The 17,429-nt window shown below is 58.0% G+C and carries 14 protein-coding genes; 9 read left to right on the top strand and 5 right to left on the bottom strand.

All coding sequences use genetic code 11. The annotated features are described in order from the left end of the window. Positions 1–5 precede the first annotated feature (5 nt). The 9 genes from nuoG (at position 6) to AC07TV_RS11940 (ending at position 10,480) form a co-directional block, all read left to right on the top strand. Positions 6–2,339 (top strand): NADH-quinone oxidoreductase subunit NuoG, encoded by a 2,334-nt coding sequence (gene nuoG, locus AC07TV_RS11980; RefSeq protein WP_494648587.1) that lies wholly within the window; start codon positions 6–8, stop codon positions 2,337–2,339. Next, positions 2,340–3,389 carry an NADH-quinone oxidoreductase subunit NuoH gene (gene nuoH / locus AC07TV_RS11975; protein ID WP_494648586.1) on the top strand — a complete coding sequence of 350 codons (1,050 nt, stop codon included), beginning with the start codon at positions 2,340–2,342 and terminating at the stop codon, positions 3,387–3,389. A gap of 10 nt (positions 3,390–3,399) precedes the next feature. Continuing rightward, complete coding sequence (gene nuoI, locus AC07TV_RS11970; RefSeq protein ID WP_226404182.1) at positions 3,400–3,888, top strand: NADH-quinone oxidoreductase subunit NuoI; 489 nt, start codon at positions 3,400–3,402, stop codon at positions 3,886–3,888. Between the two features lie 12 nt (positions 3,889–3,900). Then, complete coding sequence (locus tag AC07TV_RS11965; RefSeq protein ID WP_494648585.1) at positions 3,901–4,497, top strand: NADH-quinone oxidoreductase subunit J; 597 nt, start codon at positions 3,901–3,903, stop codon at positions 4,495–4,497. Positions 4,498–4,511: 14 nt separating this feature from the next. Beyond that, positions 4,512–4,823, top strand: a complete 312-nt coding sequence (gene nuoK / locus AC07TV_RS11960; RefSeq protein ID WP_226497573.1) for an NADH-quinone oxidoreductase subunit NuoK — start codon at positions 4,512–4,514, stop codon at positions 4,821–4,823. A gap of 2 nt (positions 4,824–4,825) precedes the next feature. Next, on the top strand, positions 4,826–6,862 hold the full coding sequence (gene nuoL, locus AC07TV_RS11955; RefSeq protein WP_494648584.1) for an NADH-quinone oxidoreductase subunit L: 2,037 nt from the start codon (positions 4,826–4,828) through the stop codon (positions 6,860–6,862). 33 nt (positions 6,863–6,895) lie between these two features. After that, positions 6,896–8,380 carry an NADH-quinone oxidoreductase subunit M gene (locus tag AC07TV_RS11950; RefSeq protein WP_494648583.1) on the top strand — a complete coding sequence of 495 codons (1,485 nt, stop codon included), beginning with the start codon at positions 6,896–6,898 and terminating at the stop codon, positions 8,378–8,380. A 12-nt stretch (positions 8,381–8,392) separates the two neighbouring features. Then, positions 8,393–9,871 carry an NADH-quinone oxidoreductase subunit NuoN gene (gene nuoN, locus AC07TV_RS11945; protein WP_494648582.1) on the top strand — a complete coding sequence of 493 codons (1,479 nt, stop codon included), beginning with the start codon at positions 8,393–8,395 and terminating at the stop codon, positions 9,869–9,871. 66 nt (positions 9,872–9,937) lie between these two features. After that, a complete protein-coding gene (locus AC07TV_RS11940) occupies positions 9,938–10,480 on the top strand; it encodes an NUDIX domain-containing protein (RefSeq protein WP_494648581.1) in 543 nt (180 codons plus the stop codon). Positions 10,481–10,627: 147 nt separating this feature from the next. On the opposite strand, the gene AC07TV_RS11935 is transcribed toward AC07TV_RS11940, so the two are convergent. The 5 genes from AC07TV_RS11935 to AC07TV_RS11915 form a co-directional block, all read right to left on the bottom strand. Then, the gene (locus AC07TV_RS11935; protein WP_494648580.1) at positions 10,628–13,525 is read right to left on the bottom strand and encodes an adenosylcobalamin-dependent ribonucleoside-diphosphate reductase; all 2,898 of its coding nucleotides are present in this window, start codon (positions 13,523–13,525) and stop codon (positions 10,628–10,630) included. A 210-nt stretch (positions 13,526–13,735) separates the two neighbouring features. Then, positions 13,736–14,917, bottom strand: a complete 1,182-nt coding sequence (locus AC07TV_RS11930) for an acetate/propionate family kinase (RefSeq protein WP_494648579.1) — start codon at positions 14,915–14,917, stop codon at positions 13,736–13,738. Further along, the gene (locus AC07TV_RS11925) at positions 14,918–16,336 is read right to left on the bottom strand and encodes a bifunctional enoyl-CoA hydratase/phosphate acetyltransferase (protein ID WP_494648578.1); all 1,419 of its coding nucleotides are present in this window, start codon (positions 16,334–16,336) and stop codon (positions 14,918–14,920) included. A 21-nt stretch (positions 16,337–16,357) separates the two neighbouring features. Beyond that, complete coding sequence (locus AC07TV_RS11920) at positions 16,358–16,846, bottom strand: hypothetical protein (protein WP_494648577.1); 489 nt, start codon at positions 16,844–16,846, stop codon at positions 16,358–16,360. Next, positions 16,843–17,418 carry a hypothetical protein gene (locus AC07TV_RS11915; protein ID WP_494648576.1) on the bottom strand — a complete coding sequence of 192 codons (576 nt, stop codon included), beginning with the start codon at positions 17,416–17,418 and terminating at the stop codon, positions 16,843–16,845. The genes AC07TV_RS11920 and AC07TV_RS11915 overlap by 4 nt, the downstream gene beginning before the upstream one ends. Positions 17,419–17,429: the final 11 nt, after the last annotated feature.

The raw sequence follows: 17,429 nt of genomic DNA, 5'->3' as shown, positions 1-17,429 counted from the left end.
GCGACATGCTAGAAATTGAAATCGACGGCAAGAAAGCGCAAGTGCCTGATGGCAGCACGGTGATGGATGCCGCGCAGCAGGTCGGGGTATATATTCCCCATTTCTGCTACCACAAGAAACTTTCGATAGCAGCCAACTGCCGTATGTGCCTCGTACAGGTTGAAAAGGCTCCGAAGCCGTTGCCGGCTTGTGCTACGCCAGTGACCAATGGCATGAAGGTCTTTACGCACTCCGATCTGGCCGTCAAGGCCCAGAAGGGCGTGATGGAATTCCTGCTCATCAACCACCCGCTGGATTGCCCGATCTGCGATCAGGGTGGCGAGTGTCAGTTACAGGATATGTCTGTCGGTTATGGCCCGATGAAAAGCCGCTACACCGAAGAAAAACATGTTGTGTTTCACAAGAGCGTTGGCCCGTTGATCTCCATGGAAGAAATGAGCCGCTGTATTCACTGCACCCGTTGCGTCCGCTTCGGTCAGGAAATCGGCGGCATCATGGAACTCGGCATGGCTAACCGTAATATGCATTCCGAGATCATGACTTTCGTCGGTCGCACGGTCGACTCGGAATTGTCGGGCAATATGATTGACCTTTGCCCGGTTGGCGCGCTGACCTCCAAGCCTTTCCGCTACACCGCTCGTTCATGGGAACTGCAGCGCCGCAAGTCGGTTAGCCCGCACGACTCCGTTGGTGCCAATCTGGTCGTCCAAGTAAAGCACGACAACGTAATGCGCGTCCTGCCGCGTGAAAACGAAGAAGTGAATGAGTGCTGGATTTCCGACAAGGAGCGCTTCGCCTATCAGGCTTTGAATTCCGACGAACGCCTGACCAAGCCAATGGTCAAGCAGGGCGGCGAATGGAAAGAAGTCGACTGGAATGTTGCCCTCGATTACGTCGCTCATGGCCTCAAGGACGTTGCCCGCGAACATAGCGGCGATGCGCTGGCCGCACTGGCAGCGCAAAGTTCGACGGTCGAAGAGCTCTTCCTTCTTGGCAAGCTTATGAAGGGCCTTGGTAGCGGAAACGTCGATTTCCGTCCCCGCCAGAGTGATTTCGCTTCTGATATCAAGCGCGCCGGCACGCCGTGGCTGGGCATGCGCCTAGCTGAGATCAAGGATCTCGACGGGGCTCTGGTGGTCGGCTCCTTCCTGCGCAAGGATCATCCTCTGATCGCTCAGCGTCTGCGTCAGGCAGCCAAGAAATATACCAAGGTGAGCCTGCTTTCGGTGACCGGTGATGAGCAACTGATCAATCTGCATGCTCGCATGACCGTTGCACCGGCCCAACTGGCTGCGGCTCTGGCAGCAGTCGTCAAGGCCGCAGCTGAGATCAAGGGCGTCGAGTTGCCGGCTGGTGTCGAGCCGGCGGTCGTTTGCGAGACGAGCAAGAAGATTGCTCAGAGTCTGGTTGACGGAGAAAAGCGCGCGGTGTTCCTGGGGAACGTTGCAACTCAATCCGTTGATGCTACGCAATTGCATGCGCTGGCATTGGAACTTGGCAAGCTGACTGGAGCAACCGTCGGTTTTCTCGGTGAAGGCGCAAATACAGTGGGCGGCCATGTTGCTCAAGCGCTGCCTTCAGGTGCCAATGCTCGCCAGATGTTCGATCAGCCGCGCAAGGCTTATGTTCTGATGGGAATCGAGCCGGAATTTGATTGCGCTAACCCGCAACTGGTTCTGGGGGCGCTCAAGCAGGCCAGTCTCGTGGTCTACATGTCGGCCTTCAAGCATGCTTCGGCTCTCGGGTTTGCTGATGTGATGTTGCCGATTGCTCCTTACACTGAAACCTCGGGTACCTTCGTCAATACTGAAGGTCGCGTCCAGAGCTTTAACGGTGTTGCCAAGGCCCGTGGCGATGCCCGCCCGGCTTGGAAATTGTTGCGCGTTCTCGGTAACGTATTGAATCTCGATGGGTTCAGCTATGCCTCGAGTGAAGAAATTCGCGACGAAGTTCTGGGCAAAGGTGTCGAATTCGTTACCGGCCTCGACAACGGCCTGAAGGATCTCAGCATTGCGCTGTCGGCTACCGTTCCTGATGGCCTTCAGCGAATTGCCGACGTGCCGATCAACTTTGCCGATCCGATGGCACGCCGCGCACCGGCTCTGCAGCAGACTGCCGATGCAGTTGCTCCGTCTGCCCGCATTAACGAGCAAACCCTGGCACAGATTGGCGTTGCCGACGGTGCACAAGTTCGCGTCAAGCAGGGTTCTGGCGAGGCCATACTGATCGTCAAGACTGACAACAATGTGCCTGTCGGTTGTGTTCGCGTTTCGGCGGCACATGTGAGCACAGCGATGCTGGGTGATATGTTCGGATCGATCTCCGTGGAGCGTGCATAAATGGACGCACTGATGAACTTCGGACTTGGTATTTTCGGTGGGGCTTGGCCTGCTGTCTGGACCCTTCTAAAAATAATCCTGATCGTGGCTCCGCTGATGCTTGGCGTAGCGTATTTGACCTATTTCGAACGCAAGGTCATCGGCTACATGCAGGTTCGAATCGGTCCCAATCGGGTTGGTCCGTGGGGGCTGATTCAGCCGATTGCCGACGGTCTGAAGCTGTTGCTCAAGGAAATTATTGTACCCACCACAGCTAACAAGGGCATTTTCATTGTTGCCCCGATGTTGGCGATTGCGCCGGCGCTGGCTGCCTGGGCTGTGATTCCATTCACGGATTCGCTGGTCGTTGCCAATATTGATGCCAGCCTCCTCTACATCATGGCGATCACCTCCATGGGGGTGTATGGGGTTATTTTGTCTGGCTGGGCATCCAACTCTAAGTACGCTTTCCTTGGTGCCATGCGTTCAGCTGCCCAGATGGTTTCTTACGAAATCTCCATGGGCTTCTCGCTGATTTGCGTTCTGATGGTCTCCAACAGCCTGAATCTGGTCGATATCGTCAATGTTCAGGATCAGGGGCGTTTCGCTGGCTGGGGGCTCAGTTTCCTTTCCTGGAACTGGTTGCCGTTGTTCCCGATGTTCATCGTTTATCTGATTTCCGGTACTGCTGAACTGAACCGGGCGCCATTTGACGTCGCTGAAGGTGAGTCGGAAATCGTTGCCGGTTTCCACGTTGAGTATTCCGGAATGGCATTTGCGCTCTTCTTCCTTGCTGAATACGCCAACATGATTCTGGTTGCGGCGCTAACTTCCCTCCTGTTCCTGGGTGGCTGGCTGTCCCCGGTTGGTTTCCTGCCTGACGGCATTCTGTGGCTGTTTGCCAAGATGTCGGCAATACTCTTCCTGTTCCTGTGGTTCCGGGCAACTTTCCCGCGTTATCGCTATGATCAGTTGATGCGTCTGGGCTGGAAGGTTTTCTTGCCGATCTGTTTGATCTGGCTGGTTGTAGTCGGCGTCTGGATGATGTCGCCATTGAATATCTGGAAGTGAGGAGAGTCTAATGGGTTCGATGAAGGAAATCTTCAACAGCCTCTTCCTCAAGGAGTTGTTGAAGGGCATGTCGGTCACGGGACGGTATTTTTTCGCCCGCAAGATCACCGTTCAATATCCGGAAGAAAAGACACCGCAGAGTTTCCGTTTTCGTGGTTTGCATGCGTTGCGTCGCTACCCGAATGGCGAGGAGCGTTGTATCGCCTGCAAGCTGTGTGAAGCAATCTGTCCGGCGCTGGCCATTACGATTGAGGCCGAGCCGCGTGACGACGGTTCGCGTCGCACGACGCGTTACGACATTGATCTGACCAAGTGTATTTTTTGCGGTTTCTGTGAAGAGGCTTGCCCGGTCGATGCAGTGGTCGAAACGCGGGTTTTCGAATACCACGGCGAAAAGCGCGGTGATTTGTACTACACCAAGCAAATGTTGCTGGCCAACGGCGACCGCTACGAAGATCAAATCGCGAAGGATCGCGAACTTGATGCTTCTTACCGATAACAGGTGCTAGCAATGGATTTTCAAACTGCGGTTTTCTTCTTCCTGTCGGCGATCCTGATTTTCGCCAGCCTGCGCGTTATCACTGCGCGCAATCCGGTTCACGCAGCACTGCATCTGATTCTTGCCTTCTTCACCTGCGGCGGTATTTGGGCTTTGTTGCAGGCTGAGTTCCTGGCGATTGCCATCATCCTCGTCTATGTTGGCGCGGTCATGGTGCTCTTCCTGTTTGTTGTGATGATGCTTGATATCAATATTGACCGTATTCGTCAGGGCTTCTGGAACTATCTGCCGCTCGGAGCATTGCTGGGTTTGCTGATGGTTCTGGAAATGGGCCTGGTGCTTGGTAGCAAGTACTTCCAGATTCCTGCAGCGGAAGCCATGCTTCCGGCGGGTATCTCCAATACCAAGAGTATCGGTGCCCTGATGTTCACCGACTACGTCTATCCCTTCGAGCTGGCCTCAATCATTCTACTTGTCGGGATGATCGCGGCAATCGTGCTGACTCACCGCGGTCCGAAGAAGTCCAAGTACACCAACCCGAATCAACAGGTCTTCGTCAAGGCCAAGGATCGCGTGCGTGTCCTGCAGATGCCGGTTGAAAAAGACTGAACCCCGGGGAAACAATGCTAACTCTCTCTCTCTCCCATTTCCTGATTCTGGGCGCGATACTTTTCGCGATCAGCGTGGTCGGTATCTTCCTGAACCGGAAGAACCTGATCGTGCTGCTAATGGCCATCGAGTTGATGCTTCTTGCGGTCAACATGAATTTCGTGGCTTTTTCCCACTATCTGCAGGATCTCTCCGGTCAGATCTTCGTCTTCTTCATCCTGACCGTTGCCGCTGCCGAATCGGCGATCGGCCTGGCCATTCTGATCGTGCTGTTCCGCAACCTCAAGAGCATCCATGTGGATGACCTGGGCAGCCTGAAGGGTTAAACATGGAAATGCAAAAACTCTACCTGCTCGTTCCCATGGCGCCATTGGTCGGTGCCATGATCGCCGGCCTGTTCTGTCGTGTTATTCCGCGCTGGGTTGCTCATACCGCAACCATCGCCGGTGTCGCCATCGCCTTTTTTGCCTCGGTCATCATCTTTCAGGATGTCTTGGCTGGTCACACCTACAACGGTGCTGTCTATACCTGGCTGACCAGCGGCGACTACAAATTCGAAGTTGGTTTCCTGATCGATACGCTGACTACAACGATGATGCTGGTCGTCACCTTCGTGTCGCTGATGGTACATATCTACACCATCGGCTATATGCAGGAAGATCCCGGCTATAACCGCTTCTTCAGCTATATCTCGTTGTTTACCTTCTCCATGCTGATGCTGGTGATGAGCAACAACTTCATGCAGCTTTTCTTCGGCTGGGAAGCGGTGGGTCTGGTGTCCTATCTGCTGATCGGTTTCTGGTACACCCGTCCGACTGCCATCTTCGCCAACATGAAGGCTTTCTTGGTCAATCGCGTCGGTGACTTCGGTTTCATCCTTGGTATCGGTCTTGTGCTGGCTCATTTTGGCTCGCTTGATTACAAGACAGTATTTGAGAAAGCGCCGGAACTGGCGGCAACCACTATCAATATCTGGGGTGCTGCTGACTGGTCCTTGATGTCCGTTACCTGTATCTGCCTGTTTATCGGCGCGATGGGTAAATCAGCTCAAGTTCCACTGCATGTCTGGCTGCCGGACTCGATGGAAGGCCCGACGCCAATCTCTGCGCTGATTCACGCTGCAACCATGGTTACTGCCGGTATCTTCATGGTCGCCCGGATGTCGCCACTGTTTGAACTGTCGACTACAGCACTATCGTTCATCATCATTATTGGTGCGATCACTGCGCTGTTCATGGGCTTCCTGGGGATCATCCAGAACGACATCAAGCGCGTCGTCGCTTATTCGACGCTGTCGCAGCTGGGCTACATGACCGTTGCGCTGGGTGCTTCGGCTTACTCAGTCGCCATCTTCCACCTGATGACCCATGCCTTCTTCAAGGCATTGCTTTTCCTTGGTGCCGGCTCCGTGATCATCGGGATGCACCACGATCAGGACATCAGGAACATGGGTGGTCTGCGCAAATATATGCCGATTACCTGGATTACCTCGCTGATCGGTTCGCTGGCCTTGATCGGCACACCTTTCATGTCCGGTTTCTATTCCAAGGACTCGATCATCGAAGCTGTCGCTCTGTCGCATATCCCGGGTGCAGGCTTCGCTTACTTCGCTGTGCTGGCCGGCGTATTTGTTACCGCCTTCTACTCGTTCCGCATGTACTTCCTGGTTTTCCATGGTGAGGAGCGTTTCGGCAAGGTTGATGACGCACATCATCATGAACATCATGGTGACCATGATGACGAAGAAACCTCGCATGACCATCATCATGGTCTGGCTCCGGGTCAGAAGCCGCACGAAACGCCATGGGTTGTCACGCTGCCGCTTGTCTTGCTGGCTATACCGTCAGTGGTTATCGGCTTCATCGCGATCGGTCCGATGGTTTTCGGTGACTATTTCAAGGGCGTCATCTTCATTGATCACCATGCCCATCCGGCCATGGAACATCTTTCCGAGCATTTCCACGGTGCGGTTGCCATGGGCGTCCATTCGCTGACCAGCCTGCCGTTCATTCTGGCCTTGTCCGGTGTCGTGGTGTCGTGGTTCTTCTACATGAAGCGTCCCGATATACCGGCTGCCATTCAGCGCCGCTTCTCCGCCGTCCATACGCTGCTCGAGAACAAGTACTACTTCGACAAATTCAACGAGGTTGTATTCGCCGGTGGCGCTCGCCTTCTGGGCAAGGTGCTGTGGCGTGGCGGCGACGTTGCCATCATTGACGGCCTGATCGTCAATGGCTCGGCCAAGGTTGTTGGCTGGATCTCTTCCATTACCCGTCTGTTCCAGACCGGTTACGTCTATCACTACGCTTTCACCATGATCATTGGCGTCTTTGTGCTGATGACTCTGTGGATCAACCGCGCCTAAGCGTGAATAATTCGCAGAAAAGCAAGGAATAACATGTCGACTTACCCGTTGCTGTCTCTCGCAATCTGGATCCCGATTTTCGCCGGACTGGTGGTGCTATCCACCGGTGGCGACCGGAACGCACCGCTGGCAAGAATGCTTTCGCTGGCCGGTGCTGTCGCTGGTTTCCTGATCACTATTCCGCTCTGGACTGGTTTCGATACCACCAACGGGGGCATGCAGTTCGTCGAACTGGGTTCCTGGATTCCGCGTTTCAACATTAATTACCACCTCGGGGTGGACGGCATCTCGATGCTGTTCGTCGTACTGAACGCTTTCGTGACCATCATCGTGGTCGCCGCCGGTTGGGAAGTTGTCAAGACCAAGGTTGCCCAGTACAACGCCGCCTTCCTGATCATGTCCGGCCTGATGAATGGTATTTTTGCCTCGCTCGACGGTGTTCTGTTCTACGTTTTCTTTGAAGCCTCGCTGATCCCGTTGTATTTGATCATTGGCGTTTGGGGTGGCCCGAACCGGGTTTACGCCGCTTTCAAGTTCTTCCTCTACACGCTGTTCGGCTCGCTGCTCCTGCTGCTTTCCTTGATGTATCTGTTCATCAATTCCGGCGGCAGCTTCTCCATCCTCGAATGGCACAAGATGCCGATCGCCCTTGGCCCGCAGATCTGGCTGTTCCTGGCATTCCTGGTTGCTTTTGCCGTCAAGGTGCCGATGTGGCCGGTGCATACCTGGTTGCCGGATGCCCACGTCGAAGCACCAACCGGTGGTTCCATTGTCCTGGCGGCTATCGCTCTGAAGCTTGGCGCCTATGGCTTCATTCGGTTCTCGCTGCCGATCCTGCCCGATGCCTCGCATGAGCTGTCAGGTCTGGTCTTGGGTATGTCGTTGATCGCCGTCGTCTATATCGGTTTTGTTGCCCTGGTTCAGGAAGACATGAAGAAACTGGTGGCCTATTCGTCCATCGCGCACATGGGTTTCGTCACCCTGGGCTTCTTCATGTTCAGTCCGCTCGCCGTTGAAGGCGCGCTGGTCCAGATGGTTTCGCACGGTTTTGTTGCTGGTGCCATGTTCTTCTGTATCGGTGTCATGTACGACCGCGTGCATAGCCGTCAGATCGCCGACTACGGTGGTGTGGTGAATACCATGCCAAAATTCGCCGCGTTGTTCATGCTGTTCTCGATGGCCAATGCTGGTTTGCCTGCTACCTCGGGCTTCGTCGGCGAGTTCATGGTCATCCTCGCCGCTACCAAGTTCAATTTCTGGGTGGCCTTCGCTGCCGCCACCTCGCTGATCGTTGGCGCCGCCTACACGCTGTGGATGTACAAGCGCGTGGTTTTCGGCGACGTCACCAATCATCACGTGGCCGAACTGACCGATATCAACAAGCGCGAGTTCGCCATTCTCGGCGTGCTGGCACTCTGCACTCTGGGCATGGGCCTCTACCCGCAGCCTTTCACGGAAGTCATGCACGCCTCGGTCAATGACCTGTTGCGTCATGTCGCCATCAGCAAGATTCAATAAACGGTAGCCGACATGTTCGACAATTTCGTTGTCCCCAATCTTCTGCCTGCAGCGCCGGAAATCTTTCTGACGGTGATGGCGCTGGCCATCCTGATGATCGATCTGCTGGTCAAGGATAGCCGCCGCACAATTATCTTTGTGCTAACTCAACTGACGCTGATTGGCTGCGCCGCCATTCAGTTCGCAACGAGTACCGGTGAGATCTCTTACACCTTCAGCAACATGTTCGTGGACGATCTGATGTCCGACCTGTTGAAGCTGTTCCTGTACATGACCATGGTCATCGTCATGTTCTACTCGCGTGGCTATGTCATTGATCGCGAATCGATGAACAAGGGCGAATACTATGTGCTGGCGCTATTCGCGACGCTCGGCATGATGGTCATGATCTCCGCCAATCACTTCCTGACCATCTACATCGGTCTCGAACTGCTCTCGCTGTCGCTCTATGCCATGGTTGCCATGAACCGCGACTCCGTCCAGTCGACTGAAGCGGCGATGAAATACTTCGTGCTTGGCGCACTGGCCTCCGGCCTGTTGCTCTACGGCATGTCGATGATCTACGGAGCCACCGGCACCCTCGAAATCACCGGCATTGCCGAGCGCCTCTATGGCGGTGGCGTGAACAAGAGCGTGATGGTCTTTGGTCTGGTCTTCCTGGTTGCCGGCCTGGCCTTCAAACTCGGCGTCGTACCGTTCCACATGTGGATTCCGGACGTCTATCACGGCGCGCCGACCTCGGTCACCCTGCTCATCGGTTCCGCTCCGAAGCTGGCTGCCTTCGCCATCGTCATGCGTCTGCTCGTCAATGGCCTGATCACCATGGCGGCCGACTGGCAGGCGATGTTGATCATCCTCTCCGTGCTGTCGATGGCCATCGGTAACCTTGCCGCCATTGCCCAGACCAATCTCAAGCGCATGCTGGCCTATTCCGCCATCTCGCACATGGGTTTCATGCTGCTCGGTATCGTCACTGGCGTGGTCAGCGGTGATGCCCGCTACGCGCTCAATGCCTACAGCTCGGCCATGTTCTACGTCATTGCCTACGTGCTGATGAGTGCTGGCACTTTCGGCATGATTCTGCTCATGTCGCGGGCCGGTTTCGAAGCCGAGAATATCGAAGACTTCAAAGGCCTCAACAAGCGTAGCCCGTGGTTTGCCGGCATCATGCTCATGCTCATGTTCTCAATGGCCGGCGTGCCGTTCTTCATCGGCTTCTTCGCCAAGTTTTCCGTCCTGCAGGCCGTCGTTGCCGCTGGCTACATGTGGCTGGCCATCGTGGCTGTCCTCTTTTCGCTGATCGGTACCTTCTACTACCTGCGTGTCGTCAAGGTCATGTACTTCGATGCCCCGGCCGACGATACCCAACTGGCCGCGCCGATGGACATGCGTATCCTGATTTCCGCCAACGGTCTGGCCGTCGCTGCCCTTGGCATCTTCCCGCAAGTCATCATGTCCCTCTGCGCCTACGCGCTGCTCCGTTCGCTCTGATGCTGCAGTGAAGTGATTCAATAAAACGCCCCGCCAGTCGGGGCGTTTCTTTTTGTGGAGTTTGAAATGTCGCACGATGCTCACCTCATCGAATCCGAAGTCTCCTCCGAGAGTGTCTTCAAGGGCGCTTTGCTCAACGTCCGCAAGGATCGCGTACTACTGCCCAATGGCCATGAATCGATCCGGGAATACATCGTTCATCCCGGCGCCGTTGTCATTCTCGCCTTCCTGCCCAACGGCAATCTACTCTTCGAGCGCCAGTTCCGCTACCCGCTGCGCCGCGTCTTCCTCGAACTGCCGGCCGGCAAGATTGATCATGGCGAGGCCATCATCGACACCGCCCAGCGCGAACTCAAGGAAGAAACCGGCTACGTCGCCAGCGACTGGGAATACCTCGGTGTGATGCACCCGTGCATTGGCTACTCCGACGAGCGGATCGAAATCTTCGCCGCCCGCGGCCTGCACTTGGCCGGGGAAAAACAGCTCGACCACAACGAATTTCTCGATGTCGTCGAACTGTCACCGGCCGAAGCCAGGCAAGCGGTCTGGGATGGCCGCATTACCGACGCCAAGACCATCACCTCATTGTTCTGGCTCGATAAGCCCTAAATCCGAGTTTTGAGCCGGTCCGCAGCGGATGCTACGGTCAACCGGAAAAAACGGCCAAAATCGAAATCCGTATTTGGGCCTTAAGTTAGTCCCCAAATGCAAAACGCCCCGGCATGGCCGGGGCGTTTTGGTTGAGGCAGTCAGCGATCAGCCGCAGGTCCCTACTGCGCCGCAGGCCGTACAGAAATCACAGCCATCCTTGCGGATCATCGTGTGGTTGCCACATTCACCACAGAGCTTGCCTTGCGTCGGCAGGACCTTGTTGCTGGTTGAGTCTTCCGGCGCTTCGAGAATGCCCATCTGCTGCAGCGGGAAGCCACTCTCGTCGAGGATGCCGAGCATGGCATAGCGGTGAATGATGAGCTGGGCGATGTAGGCCACGGTGGACGGGAAGGTCTGCTGTTTGCGCGAACCCGGAACGAAGGCCATAAAGTCGCCGAGCGGCTCGGAGTAGTCGATCAGCTTGCGCAGCTTCATGCCGATCCAGGCTGGGTCAAGGACGCGCATGTCGAGCGAAAGCAGCTTGGACAGGCCGTCAAGGGCACGCGGGTAGTTGCCCGACAACCACATCGAGTAGGGGCGGGTAACGCCATCCGGCAGGGTGATTTCCTTGAGGCCGAGGACGAAATCTTCGCTGGTCGACGGGTTGTTGATGTCGACCGTCCACGACAGCGTGCCATCGGTGCCGGTCTTCGGCTCCTTGGCGCTGAACAGGGCGTCCTTCACCGGCGTCGGGCCTTCGTGCTTGAAGGCGCCGAGCTGTTCGCAGCGCCAGGCGATGACCTGGGCCATGGCGGATACCACGGACGGCACACGCTTGCGCTCACCGTGTGGTGGCATGGGCATTTCGAAGGAGTCGCCCGGCGTCTTGGCTAGCGCTTCGAGCTTCATTTGCAGCCAGGCGTGATCGTTGGCGCGCATGTCCATCGACAGCGTCTTGGCGACGGCGCCCAAACCGCGTGGCTCAGCCGGGCCATTGGCCCAGACCTCGAACGGCCAGGCCCGGCCTTCCGGCTCGACGTGGCCGACGAACAGCGCGAACTTGCCAATCGGCGAGTCGAGCATGTAGGTCCAGCACAGGTTGCCTTCCGGCAGGTTCGGGCGGCCTGGCCAGCGCAGGCTGGCGAGCACCGGGGCCGGCAGGTTCTTGATCGACAGGCGGCGGTTGGCGTCGGAAACGAAATCCTGCGGTGCTTTGGCTGCATCAGCTTCGGTTTTGGCCGGCTCAGTCGAGGTTACCGAGAGTACGGAACCAAGCACGCTGTTCGGACGGTAGGTGGCCAGACCCTTGAGGCCGGATTTCCAGGCGCTCATGTAGAGATCCTGGAAGTCTTCGTACGGGTAGTCAGCCGGGACGTTGACCGTCTTTGAAATCGAGGTGTCGATGAACGGGGCGACCGCGGCAACCATGTCGCTGTGCGCCTGGGCGGAGATTTCCAGGGCCGTGACGAAGTAGTCGGGCAGTTTGGAAACATCGCCGCCGTGATGCTTGTACAGGCGCCAAGCGTAATCTTCGACCGAGTATTCCTTGATTGTGCCGTCCTGCATGCGCTTCTTGCGGCTGTAGGTCCAGGAGAACGGCGGTTCGATGCCGTTCGAGGCGTTGTCAGCGAAGGCCAGCGAAATGGTGCCGGTCGGCGCGATGGACAGCAGGTGCGAGTTGCGCAGGCCGTGCTTGCGGATTTCGGCCTTGACGTCACTCGGCAGGCGGGAGGCAAAGTTGCCGCCGGACAGGTAAAGCTCGGCGTTGAACAGCGGGAAGGCGCCGCGCTCCTTGGCCATTTCGACCGAGTACATGTAGGCCGTGTCGCGCATGAATTCGCTGATGCGGGCCGCCATGGCACGGGCTTCCGGCTTGTCGTAACGCAGGCGGAGCATGGCCAGGGCATCGCCGAGGCCAGTGTAGCCGAGGCCGACGCGGCGCTTGTTGGCGGCTTCCTGCTGCTGGCGCTCAAGCGGCCAGTGGGTCGCGTCGAGCACGTTGTCGAGCATGCGGGTCGAGATGCGGATGACTTCGGCAAAGGTGTCGAAATCAAACTCGGCCTGCTCGGAGAAGGCGTCCTTGATGTACAGCGTCAGGTTGATCGAACCCAGGCAGCAGCAACCATACGGCGGCAGCGGCTGTTCGGCGCAGGGGTTGGTCGCCTCGATCACTTCGCAGTAATTGAGGTTGTTGTCCTTGTTCATGCGGTCGAGGAACAGGATGCCTGGCTCGGCGTGGTCGTAGGTCGACTTCATGACCTGGTCCCACAGTTCGCGGGCGCGCAGCTTGCGGTAAACCCACATGCCATCTTCACGCTGATAGGCGCCGGCCGCACGCATCTCGGCATTCGGTTCGGCGCGGTGCAGCAGCTCGACGTCGCCGTCGGCATCAACAGCTTGCATGAACGGGTCGGTGACGCCGATCGAGATGTTGAAATTGGTCAGGTCACCCTTGTCCTTGGCGTGGATGAAGACTTCGATATCCGGGTGGTCGCAGCGCAGCACACCCATTTGGGCACCACGGCGGGCGCCGGCGGATTCGACGGTTTCGCACGAGCGGTCGAAAACACGCATGTACGACACCGGGCCGGAGGCGCGCGACTGGGTGCCCTTGACGCGGGCGCCTTGCGGACGGATGGACGAGAAATCGTAGCCGACGCCGCCGCCGCGACGCATCGTTTCGGCGGCCTGGGCCAGCGCGGTGTAAATGCCGGGGCGGCCATCGGTGTTTTCGACGATGGAGTCGCCAACCGGCTGGACGAAGCAGTTGATCAGCGTCGCCTGGAGGTCGGTACCGGCGGCGGAATTAATGCGGCCGGCCGGAATGAAACCGTTTTCCTGGGCCCACAGGAACTTCGATTCCCAATGGGCGCGATCGGCTTCCTGCTCGACCTGGGCCAGCGCGTAGGCAACACGACGACGCACGTCATGAACATTGGTTTCCTTGCCCTTGGCGTACTTCTCGATGAGCACTTCGGCAGAAATTTCCTGCTCCGGCAGCGGCGCGAATTGCGGTGGTGCGGGAATGTCAGTCAGCGAAAGCTGTTCGGCGATTTTGCTCATCCAAGGCTCCTCTACAAAATTCGGATTTTTTTGGGTTGTTCATTTTCGAATGTTGCAAAGCTACTAGATATAGTGCCCGAAGGCAATATCTTGACTAGATGCGGTGTTTTGTGTGTCCGTGTTTCGTGATGCTGTCGGCGTAAAAAAACCCCGAAAAAACAAAGCCCCGGCGGCTTTCGCTACCGGGGCCCATGAAGAAAAATAAATTCTTCAGAGGGCGAGAAGTGTCTGCGCGTGATGCGCCATCATCCACTCTTCATTGGTTGGAATAACCAGTACATCGACACTGCTGTTGCCGGCGCTGATCACGATGTCGTGACGCGCATTGGCTTCCGGATTGAGGCGGATGCCCAGCCATTCGGACAGAAGGCAAACGCGCCGACGGACCTCGGCGGCGTGCTCGCCGATGCCGCCGGTGAACACCAGCGCGTCGAGGCCGCCGGAGGCGGCGGCGAGCGAGCCGAGTTCGCGGGCGATGCGGTAGCAGAACAGGTCGACTGCCTCCTGGGCTTCCGGCTTGTTGCTCGACAACAGGGTGCGCATGTCCTGGCTGATCCCGGATACGCCGAGCAGGCCGGATTCCTTGTAGAGCATTTTGGTCATATCCTTGACCGACAGACCCTTGGTTTCCATCAGGTGCAGGATGACGCCCGGGTCGAGGTTGCCGCAGCGCGTGCCCATCAACAGGCCATCGATGGTCGAGAAGCCGAGGGTTGTCGCGACGCACTTGCGATTGACCATGGCCGCCATGCTGGCGCCATTGCCGAGGTGGGCGACGACGACGCGGCCATTGGCGCGGTGCGAATATTGGGGCAGGGCACGGGCGATGAATTCGTAGGACAGGCCGTGGAAGCCGTAGCGCTTGATGCCTTCGGCCGACAGGGCGCGCGGCAGGCCGAAGGTCTGGGCGACATCGGGCTGGCTGCGGTGGAAGGCGGTATCGAAACAGGCAATCTGCGGCACGCCGGGGAGCAACGCCTGCAGGGCGCGGATGCCGGCGACATTGTGCGGTTCATGGAGCGGAGCGAGTGGGATGAAACTGGTCAGGTGGCCGAGCACGGTGTCGTCGACGATGGTCGGCTGCGAGTAACGCTCGCCGCCATGCACGACGCGATGGCCGACGGCAACGATCTGCCAGCCGGCATGCGTTGCCATGAACCATTTGAGCAGTGCGTCGAAAGCCTGGTCGTGGCTGACCTGCTCGCCGGCGATCATCTGGTCGGCGATTTTTTCGCCGGCCTTGTCCTTGGCGACCATTTTCGTGGCGTTGGTGCCGATACCGTCAATCTGGCCGGAGACTTCGGCTTCCGGGGAAATCGGGTGGGCGAGGGAGAAAAGGGCGAACTTGATGGATGACGATCCGGCGTTGATCGTCAGGATGCCTTGCTTCATTTAGACGGTTCCAGTTTTGCGGTTGTGGTGGGCGATCAGTGCGGCGATGACGCACGATGCGGTACGGGTTTCGGCGGTGTCGGCGCGGCTGGTCAACACGATGGGTACCTTGGTGCCAAGCACGATGCCGGCGGTCAGCGCGTTGGCCAGATATTCGAGTTGCTTGGCGACCATGTTGCCGGATTCCAGGTCGGGAACGACGAGGACTTCGGCATGGCCGGCTACGGCTGATTTGATGCCCTTGGTCTTGGCGGCAACAATCGAAATGGCGTTGTCAAAGGCCAGCGGGCCATCGAGGATGCCGCCCTTGATCTGGCCGCGGTCGGCCATCTTGCACAGGGCGGCGGCATCGAGTGTCGATTGAATCTTCGGATTGATCGTTTCGACCGCTGAAAGGATCGCCACCTTGGGTTCCGGGATGCCGAGGATGTGGGCGAGATCAATGGCATTGCGGATGATGTCGGCCTTCTCCTCGAGCGTCGGGGCGATGTTGATCGCCGCATCGGTGATGAGCAGTGGGCGGTGATAGGTCGGCACGTCCATGACGAAGACGTGGCTGATCCGGCGGCTGGTACGCAATCCGTTGGCCCGGGCGACGACTTCGCCCATCAGTTCGTCGGTATGCAGGCTGCCCTTCATCAAGGCCTCGGCGTCACCGGTGCGCACCAGCGAAACGGCCAGCGCGGCGGAGTCGTGGCTGTGCGCGGCATGGACGATGCGGATGCCGGACAGGTCGATGGCGAATTCTTCGGCAATGGCGCGAATCTTGTTCTCCGGGCCGACCAGGATCGGCTCGATGATGCCGGCCTGGAAGGCCATGACCGGGCCTTTCAGCGATTCGTGGTCGCACGGGTGGGCGACGGCGGTCGGGATCGGCTCCAGACCTTTGACCCGTTCAAGCAGCTGGATGTAGCGCTCGTGCTTGTCGTCGATGCGGATCTCCGGCATATGCACTTCCTGCAGGCGGGAAACCTTCTCCGTCGGGGCCAGCACTTCGGCGGTGCCGCGCACCACCTGCAGGCCTTCCTGGTTGGTGCATACGCAGTCGAAACTGACATGCTTGTTGTGATCGAATTTTTGCTTGGCGGTAACGGTGATGGTGATCGTGTCACCGATCGTTACCGGGCGCGAGAAATGCAGCGCCTGATCGATCAGGATCGTACCGGGGCCGGGAAACTGGGTGCCGAGGACGGTCGAGATCAGTGAGCCGCTCCACATGCCGTGGGCGATGACTTCGCGGAACAGGCCGCTCTGGGAATAACCCGGATCGACCACCGAGGGATTGACGTCGCCGGTCAGGATGGCGAACAGCTTCACATCCTCGGGCATCAGGGTCCGCGTCAGGCTGGCTGAATCACCGACGCGGATTTCGTCGTAGGTCTTGTTGACCAGATAACGCTGTGCGCTGCTCTCATGCATGGTCTTGCTCCAGATAAAGGGTCAGGCCGGTCGTGGCCTGCTGCGCCGGTCGCATGCCGCATTGGCCGGTGGAATGTCGATATCCAGCTCGGGGCGTAATTGCGACAGCTGGTCGACGACCCATTGGTTGGCCTCGCCGGTGAATTCGCGCGAAATCAGCGGCGCCCCCGACCAGGCTTCGACGAAAAGCGCCACGGCAGCCGAGCGGCTGACGCCATATTCGCAATGGACCAGCATCGAGACTTCGTCCGGAGCATTGTGCAGGTCTTGGACGAAGGTGGCGATCTGGCGGGCCATCCGGTAATCGAACAGGCCGGGCATCGGCGCCGGCAGGTATTCGTCGGCCGGCAACGCATCGTAGAAAGCCAGGCGCAGGACGTGCTCGAAATGGGCGTGCAGGTTGGCTTCCGGGGTGCCCGGGTCGGTAATCGAAATGACCGCCATCGACGGCTTGCCGATCAACGATTCGGCCAGTTCGCGCGAGGCGAAATAAACTTTGCTGATGGTCATTCCATGAACACCGGGTCGGAAAATACCAGCGTCCCGTCCTTGCGCATCATCAGGTTGTCGGCCTTGATCAGGTCGGGCAGGGCGCCGTATTCGGTCGAAAAGTCTTCCACCGCCTTGAGCGACTCCTTGAGTGCATCGGTCCATCCCATCGGCGTCACAACGAGGTGGTGCAGCGCGATGCGGCCCATGTCCTGGGCCAGGTTGCGCCACATCATGCAGGCGTCGAAATACGAGGTGGACAGCTTGGTCGCCACTTCGGCCGCGTCGCCGGCAACGGGCAGCGGATAGAGCCGCTCGACTTCGACGACATGAAACGGAAAGCCTCGGCTGGAGCGGCCGACCGTGCCGTGATCGGCAAAGACGACGGGGAAATGGTTGCCGCTCGGGCGATCATCGGCGGTGTAGTAGGCATAGTCGGTGGGCGACGACAGCACCTTGTAGACGCGTTCCTGGCCATCGACGGTATCGGCTTCGAGGACGATGGTGCTCTCGCCGCGACCGATTTCCTGCCTGCCGCGCAACAGCGGATGATCCGGCACGGGGTCGGGGAGTAGTCCGTCAATGTCAGGCATCAGGTTCTCCG

This window comes from Azonexus sp. GW821-FHT04F04 (assembly GCF_059420025.1).
This window is presented reverse-complemented; position numbering and strand designations above follow the sequence as displayed.